Origin of the sequence: Acinetobacter higginsii (assembly GCF_000369525.1) — a bacterium.
Lineage (GTDB): Bacteria > Pseudomonadota > Gammaproteobacteria > Pseudomonadales > Moraxellaceae > Acinetobacter > Acinetobacter higginsii.
Map to the genome: position 1 here is coordinate 74,279 of NZ_KB850073.1, position 23,379 is coordinate 97,657.

22 protein-coding genes are annotated in these 23,379 nt (G+C 40.9%); 15 read left to right on the plus strand and 7 right to left on the minus strand.

The window, feature by feature from the left end:
* Positions 1 to 58: 58 nt before the first annotated feature.
* Complete coding sequence (locus F902_RS18810) at positions 59 to 1,483, minus strand: GntP family permease (protein WP_005205964.1); 1,425 nt, start codon at positions 1,481 to 1,483, stop codon at positions 59 to 61.
* A gap of 505 nt (positions 1,484 to 1,988) precedes the next feature.
* On the opposite strand from F902_RS18810, the gene F902_RS18815 reads away from it, so the two are divergent.
* From F902_RS18815 to F902_RS18865, 11 genes are all read left to right on the plus strand, one after another.
* A complete protein-coding gene (locus F902_RS18815; RefSeq protein WP_004803082.1) occupies positions 1,989 to 2,873 on the plus strand; it encodes a LysR family transcriptional regulator in 885 nt (294 codons plus the stop codon).
* A gap of 179 nt (positions 2,874 to 3,052) precedes the next feature.
* On the plus strand, positions 3,053 to 3,757 hold the full coding sequence (locus F902_RS18820) for a CoA transferase subunit A (protein ID WP_004652254.1): 705 nt from the start codon (positions 3,053 to 3,055) through the stop codon (positions 3,755 to 3,757).
* Between the two features lie 2 nt (positions 3,758 to 3,759).
* On the plus strand, positions 3,760 to 4,401 hold the full coding sequence (locus F902_RS18825; RefSeq protein ID WP_005192654.1) for a CoA transferase subunit B: 642 nt from the start codon (positions 3,760 to 3,762) through the stop codon (positions 4,399 to 4,401).
* Positions 4,402 to 4,533: 132 nt separating this feature from the next.
* Positions 4,534 to 5,943 carry a short-chain fatty acid transporter gene (locus tag F902_RS18830; RefSeq protein ID WP_005192657.1) on the plus strand — a complete coding sequence of 470 codons (1,410 nt, stop codon included), beginning with the start codon at positions 4,534 to 4,536 and terminating at the stop codon, positions 5,941 to 5,943.
* 355 nt (positions 5,944 to 6,298) lie between these two features.
* On the plus strand, positions 6,299 to 7,486 hold the full coding sequence (locus F902_RS18835; protein ID WP_005192659.1) for an ammonium transporter: 1,188 nt from the start codon (positions 6,299 to 6,301) through the stop codon (positions 7,484 to 7,486).
* A gap of 435 nt (positions 7,487 to 7,921) precedes the next feature.
* Positions 7,922 to 8,866 carry a transporter substrate-binding domain-containing protein gene (locus F902_RS18840; RefSeq protein WP_005192663.1) on the plus strand — a complete coding sequence of 315 codons (945 nt, stop codon included), beginning with the start codon at positions 7,922 to 7,924 and terminating at the stop codon, positions 8,864 to 8,866.
* A 76-nt stretch (positions 8,867 to 8,942) separates the two neighbouring features.
* The gene (locus F902_RS18845; protein WP_005192665.1) at positions 8,943 to 9,686 is read left to right on the plus strand and encodes an amino acid ABC transporter permease; all 744 of its coding nucleotides are present in this window, start codon (positions 8,943 to 8,945) and stop codon (positions 9,684 to 9,686) included.
* A 1-nt stretch (position 9,687) separates the two neighbouring features.
* Entirely contained in the window at positions 9,688 to 10,371 is a 684-nt protein-coding gene (locus tag F902_RS18850; protein WP_005192667.1) for an ABC transporter permease subunit, read from the plus strand.
* Positions 10,368 to 11,111 (plus strand): amino acid ABC transporter ATP-binding protein, encoded by a 744-nt coding sequence (locus tag F902_RS18855; protein ID WP_005205966.1) that lies wholly within the window; start codon positions 10,368 to 10,370, stop codon positions 11,109 to 11,111. Before F902_RS18850 ends, F902_RS18855 begins: the two co-directional genes overlap by 4 nt.
* A 233-nt stretch (positions 11,112 to 11,344) precedes the next feature.
* Positions 11,345 to 12,061 (plus strand): phosphatase PAP2 family protein, encoded by a 717-nt coding sequence (locus F902_RS18860; protein ID WP_004803064.1) that lies wholly within the window; start codon positions 11,345 to 11,347, stop codon positions 12,059 to 12,061.
* A gap of 61 nt (positions 12,062 to 12,122) precedes the next feature.
* Positions 12,123 to 12,938: a BUD32 family EKC/KEOPS complex subunit gene (locus F902_RS18865; RefSeq protein WP_005205967.1), complete on the plus strand. Its 816-nt coding sequence runs from the start codon at positions 12,123 to 12,125 to the stop codon at positions 12,936 to 12,938.
* A gap of 13 nt (positions 12,939 to 12,951) precedes the next feature.
* Here the strand turns inward: F902_RS18865 and F902_RS18870 are convergent, their stop codons facing one another.
* From F902_RS18870 to F902_RS18890, 5 genes are all read right to left on the minus strand, one after another.
* Positions 12,952 to 14,295: an ATP-binding protein gene (locus F902_RS18870; RefSeq protein WP_005205968.1), complete on the minus strand. Its 1,344-nt coding sequence runs from the start codon at positions 14,293 to 14,295 to the stop codon at positions 12,952 to 12,954.
* 4 nt (positions 14,296 to 14,299) lie between these two features.
* Positions 14,300 to 14,977: a DNA-binding response regulator PmrA gene (locus tag F902_RS18875; protein WP_005205969.1), complete on the minus strand. Its 678-nt coding sequence runs from the start codon at positions 14,975 to 14,977 to the stop codon at positions 14,300 to 14,302.
* A gap of 14 nt (positions 14,978 to 14,991) precedes the next feature.
* Positions 14,992 to 16,629 carry a phosphoethanolamine transferase gene (locus F902_RS18880; protein WP_005205970.1) on the minus strand — a complete coding sequence of 546 codons (1,638 nt, stop codon included), beginning with the start codon at positions 16,627 to 16,629 and terminating at the stop codon, positions 14,992 to 14,994.
* Positions 16,630 to 16,929: 300 nt separating this feature from the next.
* Positions 16,930 to 18,036 carry a porin gene (locus tag F902_RS18885; RefSeq protein WP_004803055.1) on the minus strand — a complete coding sequence of 369 codons (1,107 nt, stop codon included), beginning with the start codon at positions 18,034 to 18,036 and terminating at the stop codon, positions 16,930 to 16,932.
* A 347-nt stretch (positions 18,037 to 18,383) separates the two neighbouring features.
* Positions 18,384 to 19,631, minus strand: a complete 1,248-nt coding sequence (locus F902_RS18890; protein ID WP_005205972.1) for an MFS transporter — start codon at positions 19,629 to 19,631, stop codon at positions 18,384 to 18,386.
* 144 nt (positions 19,632 to 19,775) lie between these two features.
* Here F902_RS18890 and F902_RS18895 point away from each other — a divergent pair, with 144 nt between their 5' ends.
* The 4 genes from F902_RS18895 to F902_RS18910 all read left to right on the plus strand — a co-directional run bounded on the left by F902_RS18895 (position 19,776) and on the right by F902_RS18910 (position 22,896).
* The gene (locus F902_RS18895) at positions 19,776 to 20,402 is read left to right on the plus strand and encodes a 1-acyl-sn-glycerol-3-phosphate acyltransferase (protein ID WP_004803051.1); all 627 of its coding nucleotides are present in this window, start codon (positions 19,776 to 19,778) and stop codon (positions 20,400 to 20,402) included.
* Between the two features lie 62 nt (positions 20,403 to 20,464).
* Positions 20,465 to 21,382: a patatin-like phospholipase family protein gene (locus F902_RS18900; RefSeq protein WP_004803049.1), complete on the plus strand. Its 918-nt coding sequence runs from the start codon at positions 20,465 to 20,467 to the stop codon at positions 21,380 to 21,382.
* Between the two features lie 181 nt (positions 21,383 to 21,563).
* The gene (locus tag F902_RS18905) at positions 21,564 to 22,025 is read left to right on the plus strand and encodes an NfeD family protein (protein ID WP_004803047.1); all 462 of its coding nucleotides are present in this window, start codon (positions 21,564 to 21,566) and stop codon (positions 22,023 to 22,025) included.
* 19 nt (positions 22,026 to 22,044) lie between these two features.
* Positions 22,045 to 22,896 (plus strand): SPFH domain-containing protein, encoded by an 852-nt coding sequence (locus F902_RS18910; protein WP_004803045.1) that lies wholly within the window; start codon positions 22,045 to 22,047, stop codon positions 22,894 to 22,896.
* 47 nt (positions 22,897 to 22,943) lie between these two features.
* Here F902_RS18910 and F902_RS18915 read toward each other — a convergent pair whose 3' ends face one another.
* On the minus strand, positions 22,944 to 23,312 hold the full coding sequence (locus tag F902_RS18915) for an MmcQ/YjbR family DNA-binding protein (protein WP_005205974.1): 369 nt from the start codon (positions 23,310 to 23,312) through the stop codon (positions 22,944 to 22,946).
* Between the last annotated feature and the right edge of the window lie 67 nt (positions 23,313 to 23,379).

The window sequence follows — 23,379 nt, forward strand, 5'->3', positions numbered from 1 at the left end:
TCTTAATCATTTTGATTGCTCGCCAGTCAATACGGACAAGCTGAAATTAAAATTCAACTTAGACAATGCCGAACCATGTAAATGCAGCAATCACCACAAATACCGCCAAGGTTTTAATAATGGTGACTGCAAAAATATCTTTATAGGATTGCTTATGGGTTAAGCCTGTGACCGCAAGCAAGGTAATCACCGCGCCATTATGCGGCAGCGTATCCATACCACCGGATGCCATCGCCACCACACGATGCATCACTTCAGGTGGAATACCCGCTGCTACAATGGCTGCGTTATAGGTTTCTGCCATCGCACTCAAGGCAATACTCATCCCCCCCGATGCCGAACCAGTAATCCCTGCCAATACGGTCGTGGTCACCGCACCATTGACCAAAGGATTGGTAAAGGTGGTACCGAGTGCATGGCTAATCAAAGCAAAGCCCGGCAATGCCGCAATAATCGCACCAAAACCATACTCCGACGCGGTATTCATCACCGCCAATAATGAACCACTGATACTGGCATTGACACCTTCTTTAAAGTTAGTCACCACGCGTTGATAATCAAATAAAATTGCTGCAATAATCCCGACAATCAAGGCCAAACCGACCGCCCAAATTGCCCCTGTTTTTGCCACATCAACCGTGTAGTTAGCGAGGCCAATTGCATTAAAATCAAAGCCATTCGGATACCATTCTTTGATGGCTGTGGACAGATACCGGTTCATCACCGCAACCAGAATCAACGGCACAAAGGCCATGCCTTGACGTAGTACTGAACCATTGTGCTGCGTAGATTGTTCAACATCGGCAGTCGCTGGTGTGACTGCATCTTCAGCAGCAAAACCAGCATAACCTTCACCTGCACGAGCCGCAGCTTTACGGCGTGATTCCAGATACAGTAGCCCCATGCTCAAGACGAAAATCGCCCCAATGACACCTAAAAACGGCGCTGCATAAATATTGGTGCCAAAGAAGGTGGTTGGAATCACGTTTTGAATTTGCGGTGTACCCGGCAAAGCATCCATGGTGAATGTAAATGCGCCTAGGGCAATAGTGCCGGGAATCAAACGTTTTGGAATATTGGCTTGTTGGAACAACTGATTGGCAAATGGATAAATCGCAAATACCGCCACAAACAGACTGACACCACTATAAGTCAGAATGGCACCGAGTAAAACGACGGTTAAAATGGCTTTTTTTGCCCCAATTAAATTGACAATGGTGCGGGCAATCGACTCAGCAATACCCGACATTTCTACCACTTTGCCAAAAATCGCGCCCAGCAAGAACACCAAGAAATAGTCTTTAATGAAATTGACCATTTTCGGCATGAAAACGCCCGAATAAAACGGCAGCACATTGGCGGGGTTAATCAGAAAAACCGCCAATAATGCACATAACGGTGCCATCAAAATCACAGAAAAACCACGATAGGCCGTGTACATCAGCAAGCCTAAAGACAACAGAATGACAAATAAGTCCCACATATTCTTTTACTCCATTCCAAAGAATATATGTCAGGGTCAACCAAATTATTTTTTTTATACTGTGTGGTGGTTATCCTAACCATAAATAAAATCAAAATACTACCAATTGCAGCACATAATCCAAAGTAAAGACGCATACTAAAACGTATTTTAAAATAGCATTAAAATCACAAAAAACAAGATGATTAAAACAAAATAAATAATTTTAATTATTATTAAAAATCAATATATTATAATAATTAACACCAAACAATTTAATTAATTAATAAAACAAATTAACTATTCAAAAATACTCATCAATACCATCAAATTATATTTAGCTTATTCTTTTTAAAATCCATTTTTCGATATTGAGATAAAATAAATCAATAATCGCATGTGGGGTTTTTAAAAATAAACGGCTTGCCTCTCGCTACCGAATTAACAAAAATGCCAGTCACAATGTGCTGTTTTTTTTATAAATTACAGCATATAAATCAAAAACTTTCCGCATAGGTCGTCCACCATGACTTTAAAGCAACTCAAAGCATTTCTGGCTTTGACTCGTACCCTGAATTATGCAAATGCCTCTGCTGAATTGCATCTCAGTCAATCTGCTTTAAGTCTCAGTATTAAATCACTGGAAGAAGAACTGGGCGGCAAGCTGTTTAAACGCAATACTCGTCGGGTTGAGCTGACACAGGAAGGAAAATCACTGATTCCCTATGCCAAAAAATTACTGGCCAATTGGGAAGATATGGAAAAAGACGTTAAACAACGTTTTAAACTCAATCGCGGCACACTCAATATTGCCTCGATGCCCTTTGTCACCCATGCGATTTTGCCGCAAGTGATTCATAGTTTTTTAGCCAAGCACCCCAATATCAGTTTTTCTATTCATGACATTCCCAATGAAAAAGTATTGGAAAATGTTCAGGATGGCATTTTTGAAATTGGGATTTGCTTTGAGCCACCGCGCAATGATCAACTGGAATTTAAGCCTTTATTTGAGGAAGATTTCCTTGCGCTCTTACCGAAAACACATCCACTAGCAAGCGCGGATTCGATCAGTTGGAAACAGCTGTGTGCCAATCCCTTTGTGACCTTGCAGCATCCCTCGATTGTTCGGCATCTGATTGAAGAAAACTGTCTTAAAAACCATCTGACTTTAGATTTAAAAGTCGAATGTCATCAGATCAGTTCCCTCTCCAGCTTTGTGGCATTGGATATGGGGGTTAGTGCCATACCCCGTCATTTTCAGAATTTTATCGACAAGGAACATAATGTCTTAATCGAAATTGAGGACGGCAAACTGCCCCAAGCGATTGGCATTGTCTATAAAAAAGACTTTGAGCTTTCCAATATTTCAGCCGAGTTTATTGAGATATTGCTACAACATGATTTTGGCTAATGCATTTCGGCCGCTACACCAAAATAGATTCGCCCCATCATCCTGCCCTTTTAAGTGAAATAGATGAAATTTGTTGTATTAATGAGTTTCCCTCATTAATCCTTTAAAAATTTAAACTTCTGTAAATAATCCCTGAGTGCTAAAACTATTAGAAACCAAGGAATTTACAGGTGAAAAAAATGAATAAAGTCTATTCAACCGCAGCACTGGCACTGCAAGATGTAGTGCAAGATCAACAAACATTTGCGGTTGGCGGTTTTGGCCTATGTGGTATTCCTGAAGCATTGATCCAAGCACTGAAAGAAACAGGTGTAACAGGCCTAACTTGTATCTCAAATAATGCAGGTATTGATGATTTTGGCTTGGGTGTCTTGCTCAAGACCCGACAAATTAAAAAAATGATCTCGTCTTATGTGGGCGAAAATAAAGAATTTGAACGTCAGTATTTGAATGGCGAACTTGAAGTTGAACTTACGCCTCAAGGCACACTAGCCGAAAAACTACGCGCTGGTGGTGCGGGCATTCCTGCCTTTTATACCGCAACAGGTGCAGGCACCTTGGTGGCTGAAGGTAAAGAACAGCGTGAATTTAATGGTCGTACCTATATCCTTGAACCGTCACTGACCGCAGATGTGGCACTAGTTAAAGCCTATAAAGCGGATAAAGCTGGCAATCTGGTGTTCCGTAAAACAGCTCAAAACTTTAACCCAGAATGTGCGATGGCTGGAAAAATCACCATTGCCGAAGTTGAACAGATTGTTGAAATTGGCGAACTTGATCCAGATGAAATCCATTTAGCGGGCATTTACGTCAATCGTGTGGTGCTGAACGCCACCCCAGAAAAACGTATCGAACAAAAAACCCTAAAAGCACAGGACGCATAATCATGGCATGGACACGTGAACAAATGGCACAACGTGCCGCGCAAGAATTACAAGATGGTTTCTACGTCAATCTTGGTATTGGTCTTCCAACATTGGTTGCCAACTACATACCAGAAGATATGGATGTGTGGTTGCAATCGGAAAATGGTCTGCTCGGCATTGGCGAATTTCCAACGGAACAACAACTCGATCCTGATTTAATCAATGCAGGTAAACAAACCGTTACTGCTCGTGCAGGTGCGGCATTTTTCTCAAGCAGTGAATCCTTTGCCATGATTCGTGGCGGACACGTCAATATCGCCATTCTGGGTGCCATGGAAGTCTCTGAACAAGGCGACCTCGCCAACTGGATGATTCCAGGCAAAAAAGTCAAAGGTATGGGCGGTGCGATGGACTTGGTTGCAGGCGTTCAACGTGTGGTGGTGCTGATGGAACACAATGCCAAAGATGGTACCGCTAAAATCGTCAAACAGTGCAGCTTACCACTCACAGGTCAAAAAGTGGTTCATCGTATCATTACCGACCTAGGTGTTTTGGATGTACTGGCTGACGGGATCAAACTGGTGGAGTTAGCTCCCGATGTCACTGAACAACAAATTCAAGATGCCACAGGTGTTGAGCTGTTGGTTGAAGCCAAAGCTTAACGCTACACACCCTTTTATTTTTCTCGTTGAAGTGATGCTGTAATGGCATCACTTTTCGCTGTTTTCTCAACAGCAAAAACTCATTTAGGACAAATGAGTAAGCTACAACAAAATTAAAAATGGATGCTCAAGATGAATAAACAACCTGCCCTGTTAGAACGGTTTGCCCTGCGTATTAGTAACTGGTCGGAAAAATGGTTTCCAGACTCTTATATCTTTGCCTTACTTGGCGTGATTATCGTTTCCTTTGCTGCCATTGGCATTGGTGCATCGGTACAAGATGTAGCCAGCTCCTTTGGTAATGGTTTTTGGAGCTTAATTCCCTTCACCTTACAAATGACCATGCTGATTATTGTTGGCTATGTGGTTTCTGTTTCTGCGCCTGTGAAAAAGCTAATTCAAAAGATGGCACGCATTCCCCATTCGGGACGCAGTGCCATTGTCTTGGTCGCCACGGTCAGTTTATTGATTTCTTTGGTCAATTGGGCAGTCAGTACTATTTTGACGGCGTTATTGGTGATTGCGTTGGCAAAGCGTAAAGAACTACAGATGGACTATCGTGCTGCCGCCGCCGCTGCAATTATTGGTATGGGCGCAACGTGGGCACTCGGCATCAGTTCTTCTGCGGCACAATTACAGGCCAATAAAGCCAGTTTACCTGAGTCGATCTATAACTTAACCGGTGTGATTCCATTTACCGAAACCATCTTCCTGTGGCAATCCATGTTAATGACTTTAATCTTGGTGATTGTTTCGATTGCGATTGCCTATTGGTCTGCACCCAAAGGTGACAATGTCAAAACCATGCAGGATTTTGAACTGAGTTTTGAGGAAGAGGAAAAAACTGAGGTCAAATCCACTCGACCTGGGGATTGGTTGGAGAACTCACCGCTTTTAACCATTATTGTGGTGGCATTAGGCTTGATTTGGATGTTTATCGAGTTTTCTAAAACCAATCCAATCATCGCCATTTCCAGTCTCAACACCTATAACTTTGTATTCTTAATGCTAGGTCTTGCACTACATCGTACCCCACGTAATTTTCTCAATGCGGTGAGTCAGGCTGTTCCTGCGGTCTCAGGGATTCTGATCCAGTTTCCACTCTATGGCAGTATCGCCTTTATTATGACCCAAGCGCTGAATAGTCAGGATTTATCGCTGTCGCACTATATCGCTGAATTCTTTGTGTCGATTGCCTCCAAAGAGACCTTTGCGATTGTGATGGGCATCTACTCTGCGGTACTCGGTTTCTTTGTACCCTCAGGTGGTGGTAAATGGATTATTGAAGCGCCTTATGTGATGCAGGCAGCCAATGATTTGCAAGTGCATTTAGGTTGGTCGGTGCAGATTTATAATGCGGCCGAAGCATTGCCAAATCTGATCAATCCCTTCTTTATGCTGCCGATGTTGGGTATTTTAAAACTCAAGGCCAAAGACGTGATTGGTTTTACCGTGACTCAATTGGTGTTCCATCTTCCGTTAGTGCTGTTCTTATTGTGGATTTTAGGACGTACCCTCACCTATAGCCCACCTGTTATGTAAGACCAGCAACAATTGTACAGCGCTGCTATTTATATTGAACATCAGAGATATGAAAAGTGGCGTGAGCTGTTCTTGAACACAGCAAAAACCATCTCCCCATTTGCATTGAAATCACCCACGACTCCTTTCATTTAGAAATGCCCAGAACTGTGCTATTTTTAGGCGAATTGCACCACTTTTCACCAAAATTACAATTTAATTTCTAAATTGGTGCGTTTTTTGCTTTATAAATTTCATCAAATTGAGTTGTTTCAATACAGCTTGAGTTTTTAGATTTACTAAATCTATTTTGGTGCAGAAAATGAATCAAATATTTGCATCAGAATAAAATTTAGCACTTTTTTTGAGCACCACTATGCAAAACGTAGATCTATTTTTCTTACTGCTCGGTGCAGTACTGGTATTAGCAATGCACGCTGGCTTTGCGTTCTTGGAATTGGGCACGGTACGCCATAAAAACCAAGTCAATGCATTGAGTAAAATCCTCACCGATTTTGCCATTTCAGCGATTGCCTATTTCTTTGTAGGCTATTGGATTGCATATGGTCAAAACTTTTTCCATGCAGGCAGCACCTTAGCAGCCGATCATGGCTATAACTTAATGCGTTGTTTCTTCTTACTGACCTTTGCTGCTGCAATTCCTGCGATTATTTCGGGTGGTATCGCAGAACGTGCCAAGATGCGTGCTCAAGCGATTGCAACATTGATCTTGGTGGCACTGATCTATCCTTTCTTCGAAGGCATGATCTGGAATGGTAACTATGGTCTGCAAAAGTGGTTAGAGAACTCTTTTGGTGCAAGTTTCCATGACTTTGCAGGTTCTGTTGTGGTTCATGCAATGGGCGGCTGGATTGCCCTTGCTGCGGTGATTTTACTCGGTGCTCGTCATGGTCGTTATAAAAATGATGGTCGTGTCAGTGCCCATCCGCCTTCATCTATTCCATTCCTTGCTTTAGGTTCATGGATTCTGATTGTTGGTTGGTTTGGCTTTAACGTGATGAGTGCACAACGGGTTGAAGCCATCTCTGGTCTGGTTGCAATTAACTCTCTCATGGCAATGGTGGGTGGAACTTTAGCTGCCAATTTCATGGGCAAAGATGACCCTGGTTTCTTACACAATGGTCCATTGGCTGGATTAGTCGCAATCTGTGCAGGTTCCGATATTGTGCACCCAATTGGTGCGTTAGTAATTGGTGGTACTGCGGGTGCACTGTTTGTTTACCTGTTTACTTACACTCAAAACAAACTCAAAGTCGATGATGTGCTTGGGGTATGGCCATTACACGGTGTATGTGGTGCATTAGGTGGCATTGCAGCAGGAATCTTTGGACAACAAGCTCTCGGTGGTCTAGGTGGTGTTTCCATCATTTCACAAATTATTGGTACCAGTTTAGGTATTGGCGTTGCGTTTGCAGGTGGTTTCATTGTCTATGGCCTACTCAAAGTAACCATAGGAATTCGTCTTTCTCAAGAAGATGAATACCGTGGTGCAGACCTTTCCATTCATAAAATTTCAGCGAATTCTGAAGAATCAATGTTCTAGTTTTTCCATCAATTTAAGCGGCTATCTATGCCGCTTTTTTTATATATGATTAAAAAGTATAGACTCAAATTTACGGGTTCATTGCAACACAAAAAGCGGGTTGATTGGTCATCGCCAGCGTTTGAAATACACATTCCCATATCGCTTTTGATGGTTGAATTAGAAATCTAAATCTACTTCATGGCACACATTATGCTTTATGTTTCTTGCAATTTTTACTGTAATTCATTCATTTAAAAATTGCTTAATTCATCGACAGTTACTATTAACAAAACGGTAAAGAATATCGCTTGAGCAATCGTATTGAAGTCTATTAAGATGAAAAATAATGTATTTTTTATGCATAAAAAAGAACACATTATTTTTCATAACAATGAACGGTTAAACCGCAACAATTACGAATGCGATCATAACGATACAAAAGGAGTTTTGTATATGACACCTAAACGCACCATGACCTCCCTGCTTTGTGCAAGCGCCCTGATGCTCGGATTAAGTGCTTGTAGTGACAATAAAGCACCCGCTGCGGGTGAAAAAGCCGCTGAAGGTAGTGCTTCCGCCTCTGGTACGTTAAACAAAATCAAAAGCTCTGGCACGATTGTGCTGGGTTATCGTGATTCATCTATTCCATTTTCCTATATTGCGTCCACCCCAAATCAGCCAGTAGGGTACGCACACGATCTGCAACTTAAGGTTGTTGAAGCCGTAAAGCAGAAGCTCAACATGCCAGATCTGAAAATCCGCTATAACCTCGTCACCAGTCAGAACCGTATTCCATTGGTTTCGAATGGTACGGTAGATCTGGAATGTGGCTCAACCACCAATAATAAAGAGCGACAACAACAGGTTGATTTTTCTGTTGGTTTCTTTGAGGTCGGCTCTCGACTGCTGACTGCTAAAAACTCTGGAATTAAAGATTTTGCAGATTTAAAAGGCAAAAAATTGGTGACAACTGCAGGAACCACATCTGAACGCTATATCCGTCAACATCAACAAGAACTTGGTATTGGTGAAATCATTTCTGCCAAGGACCATGCTGAATCTTTCTTAATGCTGCAAAATGGCCGTGCTGTGGCATTTATGATGGATGATATTCTGCTTGCAGGTGAAAAATCCAAAGCCAAAGATCCAAATCAATGGGACATCGTAGGTACCGCGCCAATTCATGAAATCTATGGTTGTATGTTACGTAAGGGTGATACTGGTTTTAAACAGGTCGTAGATGATGCCATCAAGGCAACCTATGCTTCTGGTGAAATCAACAAGATGTATGAAAAATGGTTCCAACAACCGATTCCACCAAAGAACATTAATCTAAACTTTGCAATGTCCGATCAACTCAAAGCATTAATCAGCAATCCGCATGATCGGGATCAATAATTTGTCCTTATAACCAAAATCTTATTATGGAACCGGGGAACAGTGGATGTTCTCCCGCTTCTTCTCAGGAGTTATTATGAATTATAGCTGGAACTGGGGAGTTTTGTGGCAATCTACAGGTATCGGGGATACAACCTACCTGAGCTGGATAATAACGGGTTTGGGATGGCTTGTGGTGATTGCTATTGTCGCATGGAGTATCGCCATGCTTCTCGGCAGTATCCTTGGCATTATGCGAACGCTCCCAAATAAAACAGCCAGAGCCATTGGTACAGCCTATGTCACACTGTTCAGGAACGTACCCTTACTTGTTCAGTTATTTATTTGGTTTTATGTGGTTCCCAACTTTCTCCCTTCACCAATCAAAAACTGGTGGATGAATGATCTGGGTGCCAATACCACTGCCCTGATTTCTGCCAGTGTTGGACTCGGACTGTTCACCGCAGCGCGTGTTTGTGAACAGGTGAGAACGGGTATTGAAGCCTTACCCAAGGGGCAAATTAATGCTGGCTATGCCATAGGATTTTCTACAGCACAACTGTATCGCTATATCATTCTGCCACAGTCTTTTCGTACCATTTTACCGCCACTGAGTTCAGAGCTGACCAACTGCGTGAAAAATACCTCGGTTGCCTCTCTGGTTGGGGTCGCGGAAATTATTTCACAGATGAAAACCATCAGTGAATATACCCAGAACACTATCGAAATTTATACCTATGTCACAATCATATTCATTGTGATCAATGTCTGCCTTATTTTTACCATGAACCTGCTGGAAAAACGTCTACGTATTCCTGGTTTAATATCAGGAGGAAAGTAGTATGGAATGGTTAACTTCTTTTCTAAATGATTTACAACAGTCTGGACCAGCGCTCTGGTACGGTTTCAGCATTACCCTAAAAGTGGTTGTTCTGGCAACGATTGGCGGTATTGCCATTGGTACAATATTGGCCCTGATGCGTCTATCTTCGATCAAGATTCTAAATTGGGTTGCTCAGGCTTATGTGGACCTGTTCCGGTCTATTCCCCTGCTGTTGGTGTTGATGTGGTTCTATTTCGCAGTTCCGTTTCTTTATACCGCGATCACAGGTCAATACCTGACCATTGATACTGCTCTGGTCTCAAGTATCGTAGCCTTTATGCTGTTTGAAGCTGCTTACTTTTCAGAAATTGTACGTGCTGGTATTCAGTCTATCCCCAAAGGTCAAGCTGCTGCGGCTTCTGCATTGGGCATGAGCTATGGCCAATCCATGCGACTGATTATTCTGCCACAGGCTTTCAGAAAAATGACGCCGTTACTGCTTCAGCAAACAATTATCCTGTTTCAAGATTCGACCATGGTTTATGCCATTGGTTTACTTGACTTTTTCAGAACAAACTATGTTCGTGGCGATTTAATGTCCTTACTTACTCAATATATTTTATTTGCAGGGCTGGTGTACTTCACCATCAGTGCTTTAGCGACATTCACAGTGAAACGTTTACAAAGGAGGTTAAGTGTATGAGCGACAATAACGTAATGATTGACCTCCAAAATGTCAGTAAATGGTACGAACAATTTCAGGTACTCACTGAATGTACCACTCAAATCTGTCAAGGCGAAGTGGTGGTGGTCTGCGGTCCATCAGGTTCGGGAAAATCAACCCTGATTAAAACCGTCAATGGGCTAGAACCATTTCAACAAGGTAAAATCTTTGTCGATGGCGTGCCAGTTCACGATCCAAAAACTGATATGACTAAACTACGTAGTCGTGTCGGCATGGTATTCCAGCACTTTGAACTGTTTCCTCACCTGAGCATTACCGAAAACCTGACTATTGCACAGATTAAGGTGCTTGGTCGTTCAGAAGCGGAAGCCAATAAAAAGGGACTGGCTTATCTGGATCGTGTCGGTCTGAGCGCCCATGCCAATAAATACCCTGCTCAGCTTTCTGGTGGACAACAACAGCGAGTTGCGATTGCCCGTGCACTCAGTATGGACCCGATTGCGATGCTGTTTGATGAACCGACCTCGGCACTTGATCCTGAAATGATCAATGAAGTATTGGATGTCATGGTCGGACTGGCCAAAGAAGGTATGACTATGATGTGTGTAACACATGAAATGGGCTTTGCCCGTCAGGTCGCCAATCGAATTATTTTCATGGACCAAGGTAAAATCGTAGAAGACTGTTCTAAAGATGAATTCTTTGGGGCGCCACGTGGCGAACGTGCACAGCAATTCCTAAATAAAATTCTGCACTAATCAGTTCTGGCTTACAGCAGAAATAAAGCAGCCAAATGGCTGCTTTATGCTGAAATGGAACAAGGAAGAATCATAAAATATACTTTAAAAAAATTAAAATAAATATTTAATAAATAAACTTACACTTATTTTTAACTCCCCTCCACTAACATTTTTTTATAATAATTTAAGAGCCAATTAAGCTTATTCACATTAAATAACACAATTGTCATCTGATTTTAATAATACGTTCCATGATTTTGAAAACACCTTTCTTCGCATTGATGAGCTTTCTATTATTGATCAGCTTTTTCATCTTGTTGTTCGTGTTTCCAGTCGGTGGAACCATTGACATGCAACTGATTCAACCTTGGGTCAGTCAACATGGTGGCTTCCCTTATAAAAATGATTGGTTTCTCGATAAACTTAACCATACTTACGTCAAACAACTTTTAACGCTTGTTTATGTGGTTTTTTTCTTTTTGTGGTGCGCCTCTTTTAAAGTCGAAAAGCTGAAACCACAACGTTGGCAATATGGTTATATGTTTTGGGTCAGCATGCTCTGTACAGGTATCGTAGGACTACTCAAAGCCCATTCTTATCACGCTTGTCCATGGTATATGACCCATGAAACGCCAACAGGCTTTATCTGGGATTTCTCTGCAACTGCTGGACACTGTTTTCCTGGTGGGCATGCTAGTACAGGCTTCGCACTGGTCACAGGCTATTTTGTCTATCGTTTGCATCAAACACAACGTGCTTGGTTTTATCTCGTTGCAGCAATGATCATTGGCTTTGCGATGGGTTGGGCACAGATGATGCGTGGCGCCCATTTTTTGAGTCATAATTTGTGGACTGCATGGGTTTGTGTTGCTGTGAACCTTGTGTTGTATGCGTTCACTTATAAACGCCACCAAGCCATTACAAATCGTAATTCTATACCGTTATCGACAATTGATGTGGTAAAGTGAACGCCCGTACTCAAACAACGAGTATGTTTGACGCTCACATTAGGATTATTTTTGCTGCCGTATGTCTGACTATCAATCTTTTTTGGAATCCACTTTAGCAACGCAATCCGACTCTATTCAGTCTTATGAACTAGATTCACGTAAAGTATGGCTTAAAAAAGCATCTGAACGTCATGGTTTGTGGTTATATACGCCTCTGAAATGGCTAGCAAAAATATTTAATCTCGGCTCCATTACCCCAGTTCCCAACCAAGGGGGATCAGTTGCAATCCAATGTGAATTCAAACGTATTCAGCAGCTCAAAGCATTAGGGATTTCAACACCGAATGTATTGGCGCTCTCAAAAAAAGGCATTCTGCTCGAAGATGTCGGCTCACAACGTCAAAGCTATGTCAGCCAACTAGACCAGAAAATTGCAAGCCTTAAAGATCATCCAGAACAACAATTCGGCTTATTTCATCAGGCCATTCAGGCCATTCGCAAGTTGCATGCGAATGATGGTTATTTAAGTGAAGCCTTTGCGCGGAACATTCTGGTCGATGAACAAAATCAGTTTACTTTTATTGATTTTGAAACAGATCCGCGAGATGTGCTCAGCCTGCATGATTGTTTTGTTCGTGACTGGTTACTATTTATCTTCTCGACAGCCTATCATTTTGAATTTGAACGACTCGAGCCAGCCAGCCAACTGCTTTATCAAGCTTTACTGGATGAACCTCAAGTCTATAAAGATATTTGTAAGGTCGGTAAACGTTTAAACTGGGTATTACGCTTGAATGTCAGCAAAGTCGGCAATGATGGTAAACGTATCCAGAAATGTGTGTTATTTCTGCGCGATCTGAAACAGCAATCTGAAGCCAATACTCAGTCAAATTAAGCCCTCGTTATATTCAATGCGGTTCATGATGCGCAAGTTTCTTTGGTAATCTGACCAATACGCTCAAACCGCCTAATTCAATACTCCGAGATAAAGTCAAAACCCCACCTAAACGTTGGGTGGCTTTATCTACAATTGAAAGTCCAAGCCCACTACCCACTTCTAAGTGATGGTGGACACGATAAAAACGTTTTAGTACTTTGTCGTATTGTTCAGGATCAATTCCATTACCACTATCTTCGATTTGAATATAGGCAAAATCATCGGTATCGCTATAGACTGAAATATTAATAATGCCTTGATTCGGGGTATATTTAATTGCATTGTCAATCAGGTTAAAAATAATCGAATGTACCGTTGATTCAAGACTCTGCATTTCAATCGGATCATTGCGCTCAAAGCCTAAATCAATCTCCTTTTGCATGGCTAAATTCACCAATTGCTCAACACAGTTGAGTGCAACATCGTTCAATCTGAAATTAGTATTGGGTTCAATCAGGCTTAGTGCAACATCCTGCTTAGCCAATGCCAAAAGCTGGGTGACTAAATGTTGAATACGGGCTAAGCCTTTACTCAGATTTTGCAAAGCCTCATGTTCTGGAAACTGACTGATCAAAATTCGGGTTTGCAAATTCAGTGCAGTCACAGGTGTTCTAAGTTCATGCGCGGCATCGGCAATAAATTGCTTTTGCTCAGTTTGAGCATGCTGAATACGCTCAAATAAACGATTCATTTCTTCAATGGTGGGTAACAGTTCTTGTGGATAATCTTTCACATCTATCGGTGATAAACCATCCGAATCACGTTGGGTCAATTCCGTTTTAAAATCATCTAAGGGTTTTAAGCTCAAACTGATAATAAATGCTAACACCAAAATCGCAATCGGCAATAAGAGCAGATAAGGGACAAACATACTCCCGGCCAACTCCCACGCAAACGCATGGCGTACCTCTTCTTGTTGACTGACTTGAATCTGATAGTCTTTTAATGGAATCACATACACACGCCACTTTCCTTGCGGTGTGTTTTGGGTATAAAAACCAGCTTGTTTCACAGGCGGGAGCAAGAGATGGGTCTGATGCCATAAATGACTTTGATCTTTATAGGCCCAAATATCAATCAACAAATCCTCTTCGTGGTAGGTTCTGTGCAACTCCACCCGACTTGCCGTTGGCGTTACTGGCTGAGAACTTGAACGTTCCGCCATATACTGCATTTGGGTATCTAAAATTTCATCGACTTCATGCAATGAAATTTTATATGCGGCTAAAATCAAGAAACAACCCAGCACAATACTGAAAATAGAGGTCCCCCAAATCAGTCTTTTCTTGAGTGAATAATGCTGAGTTTTTTTCATAAGTTTAAGCTTGCCCCAAACGATAACCTAGACCACGAATGGTTCGAATAAAGTCTTTTCCAAGTTTGGCTCGTAAATGGTGCACATAGACTTCAATGGTATTACTGGTCACTTCACTGTCAAAATCATACAGTTTGTCTTCCAAATTAGCTTTCGAGAAAATTTTATTTGGATGAGAAACCATCGGGATCAGAATGGCCCATTCCCGATTAGAAAGTTCAATCTGTTGTCCTTTAAATGTCGCCAAGTGCTGTTCAACATCAAGAATCAACTCACCACTTTTTAACAATTGTGACTGACTTTTCAATTGTGCTGTTTCTACACTGCCACGACGTAATAACGCATTGATTCGTGCAAGTAATTCATCAAACTCATACGGTTTGATCAAATAATCATCTGCACCTTGATTGAGACCATCAACACGATTTTGTAACTGATCTCGTGCAGAAATAATCAACACAGGTATTGAACTACGTTGACGAATCTGTCTGAGAATTTGCATCCCATCCATCAAAGGTAGACCTAAATCCAACAAGATTAAATCAAAAGACTGTTTGGTTAACAAAGCTAGTCCATCGACCCCGTTATTGACCCACTCCACCTCAAACTGATGATATCGCAATAAAGTCAATGTTGACTCAGCAATCATAAAATCATCTTCTATCATCAAGATCTTAGTCATGATTTCATTACACCTTATGGGTTAGGACATGTCTGCAACATGTCATTTTTAGCATTAATTACCTTGGTTTTGATATCAAGCAAACTCAGCATGGTTGGGAACAAGTTATCTTGGCTCAGCTTATTTTTACTTTGTTGTGCCAAACATTTGACTTGCTTCGCTGCTTGTTGTTGCCATGCCTGAGAGAACCACATCACCATCGGGACATGGGTTTGTTGCGTCGGTGCAATCGCATAAGGTGCACCATGCAAATACATCCCACTCTCACCTGTTGATTCACCATGATCAGACAAATACCACAAACCTGTTTGATATTTCGTTGTATTTTTTAATGTTTCAATCAATGAATCTAAAACATAATCGGTATAAAGCAAAGTATTATCATAGCTATTCACGAGTGCTTCTTGAGTACAGCCCTGAATCGCATTGGTATCACAGGTTGGTTTAAATACACGGTATTCAGCAGGTACCCGCTTATAATAGGCTGGTCCATGGCTGCCCATTTGATGCAATACCACTAAATGTGGACGGGTATCATCTTTCGGGATGGTTTCAATATAAGCTTTCAGACTATCAATCAAAATGTCATCCAGACATTCGCCATCCTTACACCATTTCTGTTGAATTGGCTCAGGGATTTTGAATTGCTCAACACGGTCACAAGTCCCTTTACAACCCGAATTATTATCAATCCAAGTCACTTGGTAACCCGCTCGTTTTGCAATATCCAGTAGGCCTTCTCGATGACTCGCAAGACGTTCATCGTAATCTTCTCTTGGCATACCAGAGAACATACAAGGTACTGAAACTGCCGTTGCTGTACCACACGAACTCACCTGAGAGAAATTTAAAATATCCTGTTTGGCGAGTTTGGGATTAGTATCTTTTGCATAACCATTTAAAGAAAAATTTTCTGCACGTGCCGTTTCACCCACCACCAATACCATCAGTTTGGGTACAGTTGTTGATGATTGCGTTGCTTGAGCATCTTCGCCATAAGTCACCAGAGGAAGATTTTCCTTAGGCGCTTTCTTTTTATAATACGATACAAATGAAGCAATCATATTTTGAGGAGAAATCATGCCTTTTAAATCGCGGTTTTCACGAAAGATTGCAGCAAAATCGACATAAAAGACAAATAGTAAACCACCAACCATAGCTAAAGAAACAAGTGAAGCCAGCACCTTTTTCCAAATTTGTCGAATAACAGGTTCAGGTTTTAATTTAATCAGCAAAATCACAATAATCGGCACAATCACCATACCAATGATCCAAACCAGCAAATGCCAAGACCAGGTATCTTTTGCTTCAGCGATATCCGTTTGCATCAGGTTTTGAATTTGGTCTGAGGTGATCCAGACCCCTAGAGTATTAACCGCATAAGAGGCAAAACCACCAATAAAAACTAAGGCGATTGCAATTGGTTTTGCGGTCCATTTCCAATTCAAAACTTGAAAAAGAAAAGTATAGAATGCAGTTACCACACCGACTGAGGCTAAAACAAATAGTCCTGCTTTAAAACCTGTATAAGGGGTCAGTGTCTGCATCTTTTCATAAAATGCAAAATTCAGAAAAACCCCTAACCAAACTGCGAGTAACACATTGAAGGTAAGTAATGAAATGGTCTTGGTTTTGAGTCTTTTTAGCAACATAAGCATCACAATCTAAAAATAAATTTCTTAGCTTTTTTTAAGATAAGAATAAAAACTTAAAAATGACTTAAACAAAACAATAGCAACCCAACAAAATGACAGGTTAAAAATTGAGTTAATTAAGAATTGGAGTAATTAAAGTATGAATAAGGTCCTATTTTTATAAATCCTTGGCGAAGCAATTCCCGATCCTTGTAGCCTAGCGTTTTATGAAAATAAATAATTCTATTTAAAGAAAAAACAATATAAACAAAAATGCCCTTTAAGCAAACTTAAAGGGCATTTTTAAATAAAAGCAGATTAGAATTTGAACTCTAAACCTAAGCCTGCAACAGGTTGTTTATCCTTTTTGCTTGCTTGCTCAAGCGTTAGATAACCTGCATAACCATAAGTCTTAACTTGTTTGTTAAATGCATAATCTGCACCAGCAATAATTTGTTTTGCTTTAAAGTCAGCAGTATTGGTTTTAAAGCTCGTATCATTCTGACTATATTGACCTTTCACCGTCCAGTTCTTCGCTTGAGGGATATTATATTCCGCGCCTAACAACCAACCTTGTGTATCATCAATATTTTCTGAACCTGGCGCATTACCAGACACAGCTTCTACTTCTGAAGTCTGATACAGTGCTTTAAGTGCCAAGCCTTCAAGCGGCGTGACTTTACCAATTGCACGTACCGTATTTGCCGCTGCAAACAAGCCACCACCAGCAATTGCAGGCTCAGCCGCATTTAAGAAACCACGACCAAGGAAGGTGCTTGGAATCGCTTTGTCATAACCAAGACCAGCTACCACCAATGGATTTTCATAAGTTACAGATGCTGACCATGCATCACCTAAACCACGACCAGCAACTTTTGCGCCGCCACTGGTTGCTTTAATACCAGAAGACTCACCTGTTGCAAGTAACGCATTAAATTTAAATGCACCATCAAGCAATTTCACTGCTGGTGATTCATAAATCACTGCATTATCAATACGGTTTTCACCTGTGAAAATACCTGTGATATCGGCCTTATTGGCAACATAGTTGTTAAAAGTATCTACAACACTCGATAATTGTTTTACAGGCGTATCGTGCTTACCAATTTTCAAAGTACCCAATTGCGCATCTTTCAAACCGACAAAACGGTTACGCTGTACCCAATCATTGCTATCACCATCAGCGCTAAAGCCCCATTCGATTGCATAAACTGCGCTTAAACGCTCAGTTAGCTTTTCATCACCTTTAAGTCCAAGGAATGAACTGTTTGAGCTGATTTCCCAAACGTCTTTGTTTGACTTCGTTGCATTTTTTTCTGGTAAATAATCAACACTGGCATCAATCTCGCCATAAAATGTTGGTGCAGCAAAAGTGGTTGTTGCAAGTAAACTAAGCACTGCTGCTGTTACAATTTTGATTTTCATTGTTTACATCCTGGTTAAATTTGTAACAAATCCTACACATTAACTTTATATGACAAAACGATTAAAATCTTATTAATTTATTCCAATTTCGACTAAAGTTTAATTTTTATACATTTAGTTATTCATTCTAATTGACTTATTTACGACAATATACACTCTAAATTTAATATCTATATCAATTAATTATCGAAATATTTCTATATTCTTATTCACAGAAATCTCTATATTCATAAAATGATAAAATCCGACGAAAATCATTCCATTCCTATATAAGCTGAGTCATGTACCCAGATTATTTGTTTCAACATATATCGTTTAAACACAAAAATTGTAATAAAAAGTGACCTTTATCTTGCTTTATTTTTCCAATAAAAGATCGGACTCAAACACAGCATCGAAATGACACAGATCACCAGTAAATAATCTGCATAGCCCAGCCAATCGCCAACCATACCACTGAATAAATACAATAAACCACTGACCGTTGCCATGATCGATACCTGAAAGGTAAAGTCCGTTCCTGCAAATTGTTTACGGCTATATTGCATGACCAGTGTCAGCATCGCGACCAGCAGCATTGCAGAACAGGCATCTTCAACTGCATTTACCACATACAACCAAAGTGGAGCAATTTGATAACGAGATTCATAGGCATAGCCGAGAATGGCATACGCCCCCAAACTTATAATTTTCAAAAATGAGAATACGATTAAACAACTTGTTCTAGAGAAATATTTTAATAATAGCCCAGCGACAGCCGCTCCCAATAATGCCGCAACTGCTCCAAACATGGTAATAAACACCCCAATCTGAGTGAAATTCAGCCCCATATCCACCATCAACGGTTTCAATAAAGGTCCTGCTAGACCATCAGCCACTTTAAAACTGATCAGTACGAACAGCCATGCTTTTAATTCTGGAGAAGACTGGAAATAATTTAAATAAGCTTTAATTGCCTGAGTAAAGGATTGAACATTCGCTTTATTGAGTGCGTCTTTGCTTTCATGTTGCGGCTCGGAATGAAATAAAACAGGCAATGTGTTTAAAAAAACCAAACCTGCCAAAGCCAGAAATGTGCTTTGCCAATCCAGCCAATCCAAACACCAAAGTACAGCTCCGCCCCCAACAATAAAACCTAAACGTGATCCGATCACTTGGAAGGTATTGCCCCAATGCTGCTGATCACTTTTGAGTAAATTGACAGCCAAACCATCTGTGGCAATATCTTGGGTTGCCCCTGTTAAATTCATCAACAAGAGTAAGCCAAAGAAAATCAGTAGATAACTCGGTTGATCCAAGGCATGGATAGGGAAAAATGAGAGAATAATTAGAATAACAACGCTGCAAAGTTGCGTCGGAATGATCCAGCTACGGTAGTGCCCGAATCCAAATAAGGCAAACCGATCCACATAAGCAGCCCAAAAAATCTTAATCGACCAAGGCAACATCAATAAGCCGAAACCACCAATATGCGCCAGCGACACCCCTTGTGCCCTTAAAATCACAGGTAATGCATGCGTCATAAAGCCAACAGGCAAGCCCTGTGCCCAATACAAAGAAAACAATAAAATGTAAATCTGTCGAAGATTAGGCATTCCGCGTTTTCCATGGCAGTACAATAAGGTCGATCAAGTATCCAATCCTTTCATCTGTAAGGCAATAAAATCTTATTTTTTGCCAATGCAGGCGCTGTCATGAGTGTTTAACATAATTGTAGTTGTCATTACATATCGTGATTTATGCCACAGCATTTTCCAGATTTACCTCCGCTGGTTCCACAACGTGGTACAGCTTATAGTCGTGCATTGTGTAAAAAACTTTTTCTCGGCCAAGGCTGGACGGTTGTTGGTGAAATTCCCAATCTACCTAAAGCTGTTGCCATTATCTCGCCACATACTTCCAATATTGATGGTTGGTATGGTTTTCTCGCTATAGGTGGCTTAGGCTTAAAAATTACGGTTTTAGGTAAAGATACTTTATTTAAACCAGCTTTGAAGCCACTTTTAAACTGGGCAGGACTCATTCCTGTTCATCGTGATAGTGCTCATGGTTTGACAGAACAAGTTGTTGCCACGATTCATCAACACGATAAAATCTGGATTGGGATGGCGCCTGAAGGAACACGTAAAAAAGCAGAGAAAATGAAAAGTGGTTTCTATCATATTGCCCATGCTGCCGGGATTCCCATCGTAATGTTTGCTTTTGATTACGACCATAAAACCATTTACTGCTTAGGTGCTTTTACCCCAACAGGTCACTATCAACAAGACTTAGAGCACATCATGCAACGTTATGTCGGACACTTCTCGCCCAAAAACCCAGATTGGCTGGCAGAACCCTTACAAAAACTTGTGAAAAAAAACTAGAAAGTTAAGGGCAAATCTGCTCTGATGTGCCCATCTTTTTGTACATTTTATCTGCACCTGATATGAAAATTGCTCGACTGTCTTGCTTGGCTGTTCTAAGTCTCGCTTTATTTGGTTGTGATCAAACAGCAAAGAAAACACCTCAAACTACGGCGATTAAAGCACGTGAACCTGTCATTGCACTCGCGTTGGGTGGTGGCGGTGCCAAAGGCTTTGCCCATATTGGCGTGATCAAGGTATTAGAGTCACATGGCATTAAAGCCAAAATCGTGACGGGCACCAGTGCAGGGAGTTTCGTGGGCAGTATTTATGCCAGTGGACAAACCCCTTATCAAATGCAGAATCTGGCGTTAAAACTGCAAGAATCTGATTTACGCGATTTAACTTTGAATAGTCAAGGTATTATCCTCGGCCAAAAGCTACAAAACTATGTAAATACGCAAGTGGGCAATAAACCAATTGAGCAATTCCCAATTCGTTTTGCTGCGGTCGCAACGCGCTTAGATAATGGAAAAAAAGCAGAGTTTATTAAAGGCAATGCAGGTCAAGCTGTACGAGCTTCTTGTAGTATTCCAAACGTGTTTGTGCCTGCAGTAATTGGCAATACCAAATATGTAGATGGTGGCTTAGTCAGTCCAATTCCTGTCAAAACAGCCAAAGATATGGGGGCCGATATTGTGATTGCCGTAGATATCTCTGCACGTCCAGTGGGTGGTAAACCTTTAAGCATGTGGGGTTTATTGGACCAAACCATTAATATCATGGGACAGCAAAGTATTAATGAAGAGTTGAATCAAGCCACCGTCGTGATTCAGCCTAAAGTGGGCCATTTAGGCGCATTAGACCTAAAATCCAGTAATGAAGCAATTTTAGAAGGTGAAAAAGCGGCTCAAGCCAAGATCACTGCGATTCGAAATGCGATTACGACATTTAAAAACTCCCCTGCTGCCCTTAAGCCTGCACCAAAGTCTAAATTCTAAACATCCGCTCAAGGGCTGTTGATCTGCATAACGACTTGCAATCCAAGCAAGATTTCTCATGACCATCAGCCCCAAATTCTAAAAAAACAATCTTTGTATATTCATAAAGATAATGATCTGCTAGAGTGCTAAAGGTGAATATTTTTTCACCTCCACTCCGTTTAATGATGCGAGCAAATCTATGGAATTTGTAGTTGAACCTTGGCACTGGTTTGTATTAGGGATTTTACTCATTCTTTCAGAGTTAATTTTGCCTGCTTTTGCTGCATTATGGTTTGGCATAGCAGCAGTCATGGTCTGTATTTTACTGTGGCTTTTCCCGATGATGGGCTTTACCACCCAAGTCATTACTTGGGGAATTTTATCTATTTTATGCACGATTCTTTGGTTCAAATTTATCAAACCTCTCTCCATTGATAAAACCAAAGCAGGACTTCCTCGTGAAGCAACCATTGGTCAAGTCGGTATGGTGATCCAGACTGGTCTTGAACATGGACAAATCATTGTACGCTTCTCGATGCCTGTTTTAGGTTCTGATGAATGGAATTGTCGTTGTACTGTACCTGTACAAGTCGGCGATCGCGTTCGAGTCGTTGATATTTTGGGTAATGATTTAGTCGTTCAACCGCATAGCACGTCATAAACACAAAAGAGGGTTTTCAATGTCTGTCGGTACTATTGTTGTTTTAGCTTTTTTAGCTTTTATTGCTATAACCATCTTTAAAGGGGTTCGTATTGTTCCCCAAGGTTATAAATGGATTGTTCAACGTTTAGGTAAATACCATACCACGTTGAATCCTGGTCTCAATTTCGTGATTCCATATGTAGACGAAGTTGCTTATAAAATTACCACGAAAGATATTGTTTTAGATATTCCTTCACAAGAAGTCATTACCCGAGACAATGCTGTACTGGTGATGAATGCCGTAGCTTATATCAACCTGACAACACCAGAAAAAGCGGTGTATGGGATTGAAAACTATACTTGGGCCATTCAAAACCTTGTTCAAACTTCACTCCGTTCAATCGTTGGTGAAATGGATTTGGATGATGCGCTTTCTTCACGTGATCATATCAAAGCGAAGTTAAAAGCAGCCATTTCTGATGATATTTCAGATTGGGGCATTACCCTGAAAACGGTTGAAATCCAAGATATTCAGCCATCTCACACCATGCAAGCTGCGATGGAAGCTCAAGCGGCGGCTGAGCGTCAACGTCGTGCGACGGTGACTAAAGCAGATGGTGAAAAACAGGCTGCGATTTTAGAAGCAGATGGTCGTTTGGAAGCTTCGCGTCGTGATGCAGAAGCTCAGGTTGTTCTTGCAGAATCTTCACAACGTGCGATTGAAATGGTCACGACAGCTGTCGGTGATAAAGAAATCCCTGTTGCTTACTTACTCGGTGAGCAATATGTAAAAGCGATGCAAGATCTTTCTAAATCAAGCAATGCAAAAACTGTGGTACTTCCAGCCGATGTACTCAATGCCATTCGTGGAATTATGGGCAAACACTAAGTCCTGTTTCCAATCAAAATAAAGCAGCGTTATCGCTGCTTTATTTTTTATACATTCTGAATTCGCTTTCGATCTTTAAGTGGGAGTTTTCCCACCACTAAATCATAAGAATCTTTAATCAGGTCTTGCAGCAAATCTGCGGTGATCTCTGGACGACTTGCAATCGAAATCCAGTGTTTCTTACTCATGTGATAACCTGCGGAAATTGAAGGATACAGCTCCTGATATTCCAAACTTTTCTCAGGCTCACATTTAATTGTCACCAGCAACTTGCCAGAATAAGCACCAATCAACATAAATACCTTATCAAAGACCTTAAAGACCTCACAGTCTGGACCAAAAGGTTGTGATTGGATGGAAAAAGCCAGTTGTTGTCCATATTCAAGCGCACATTGTTCTAATTGATCGTCATTCATAAAGTGATGCTCTGTTGTTATTTCTATGGATCATCTATTTATCTTAGATTCACTTTTATATTAAAAC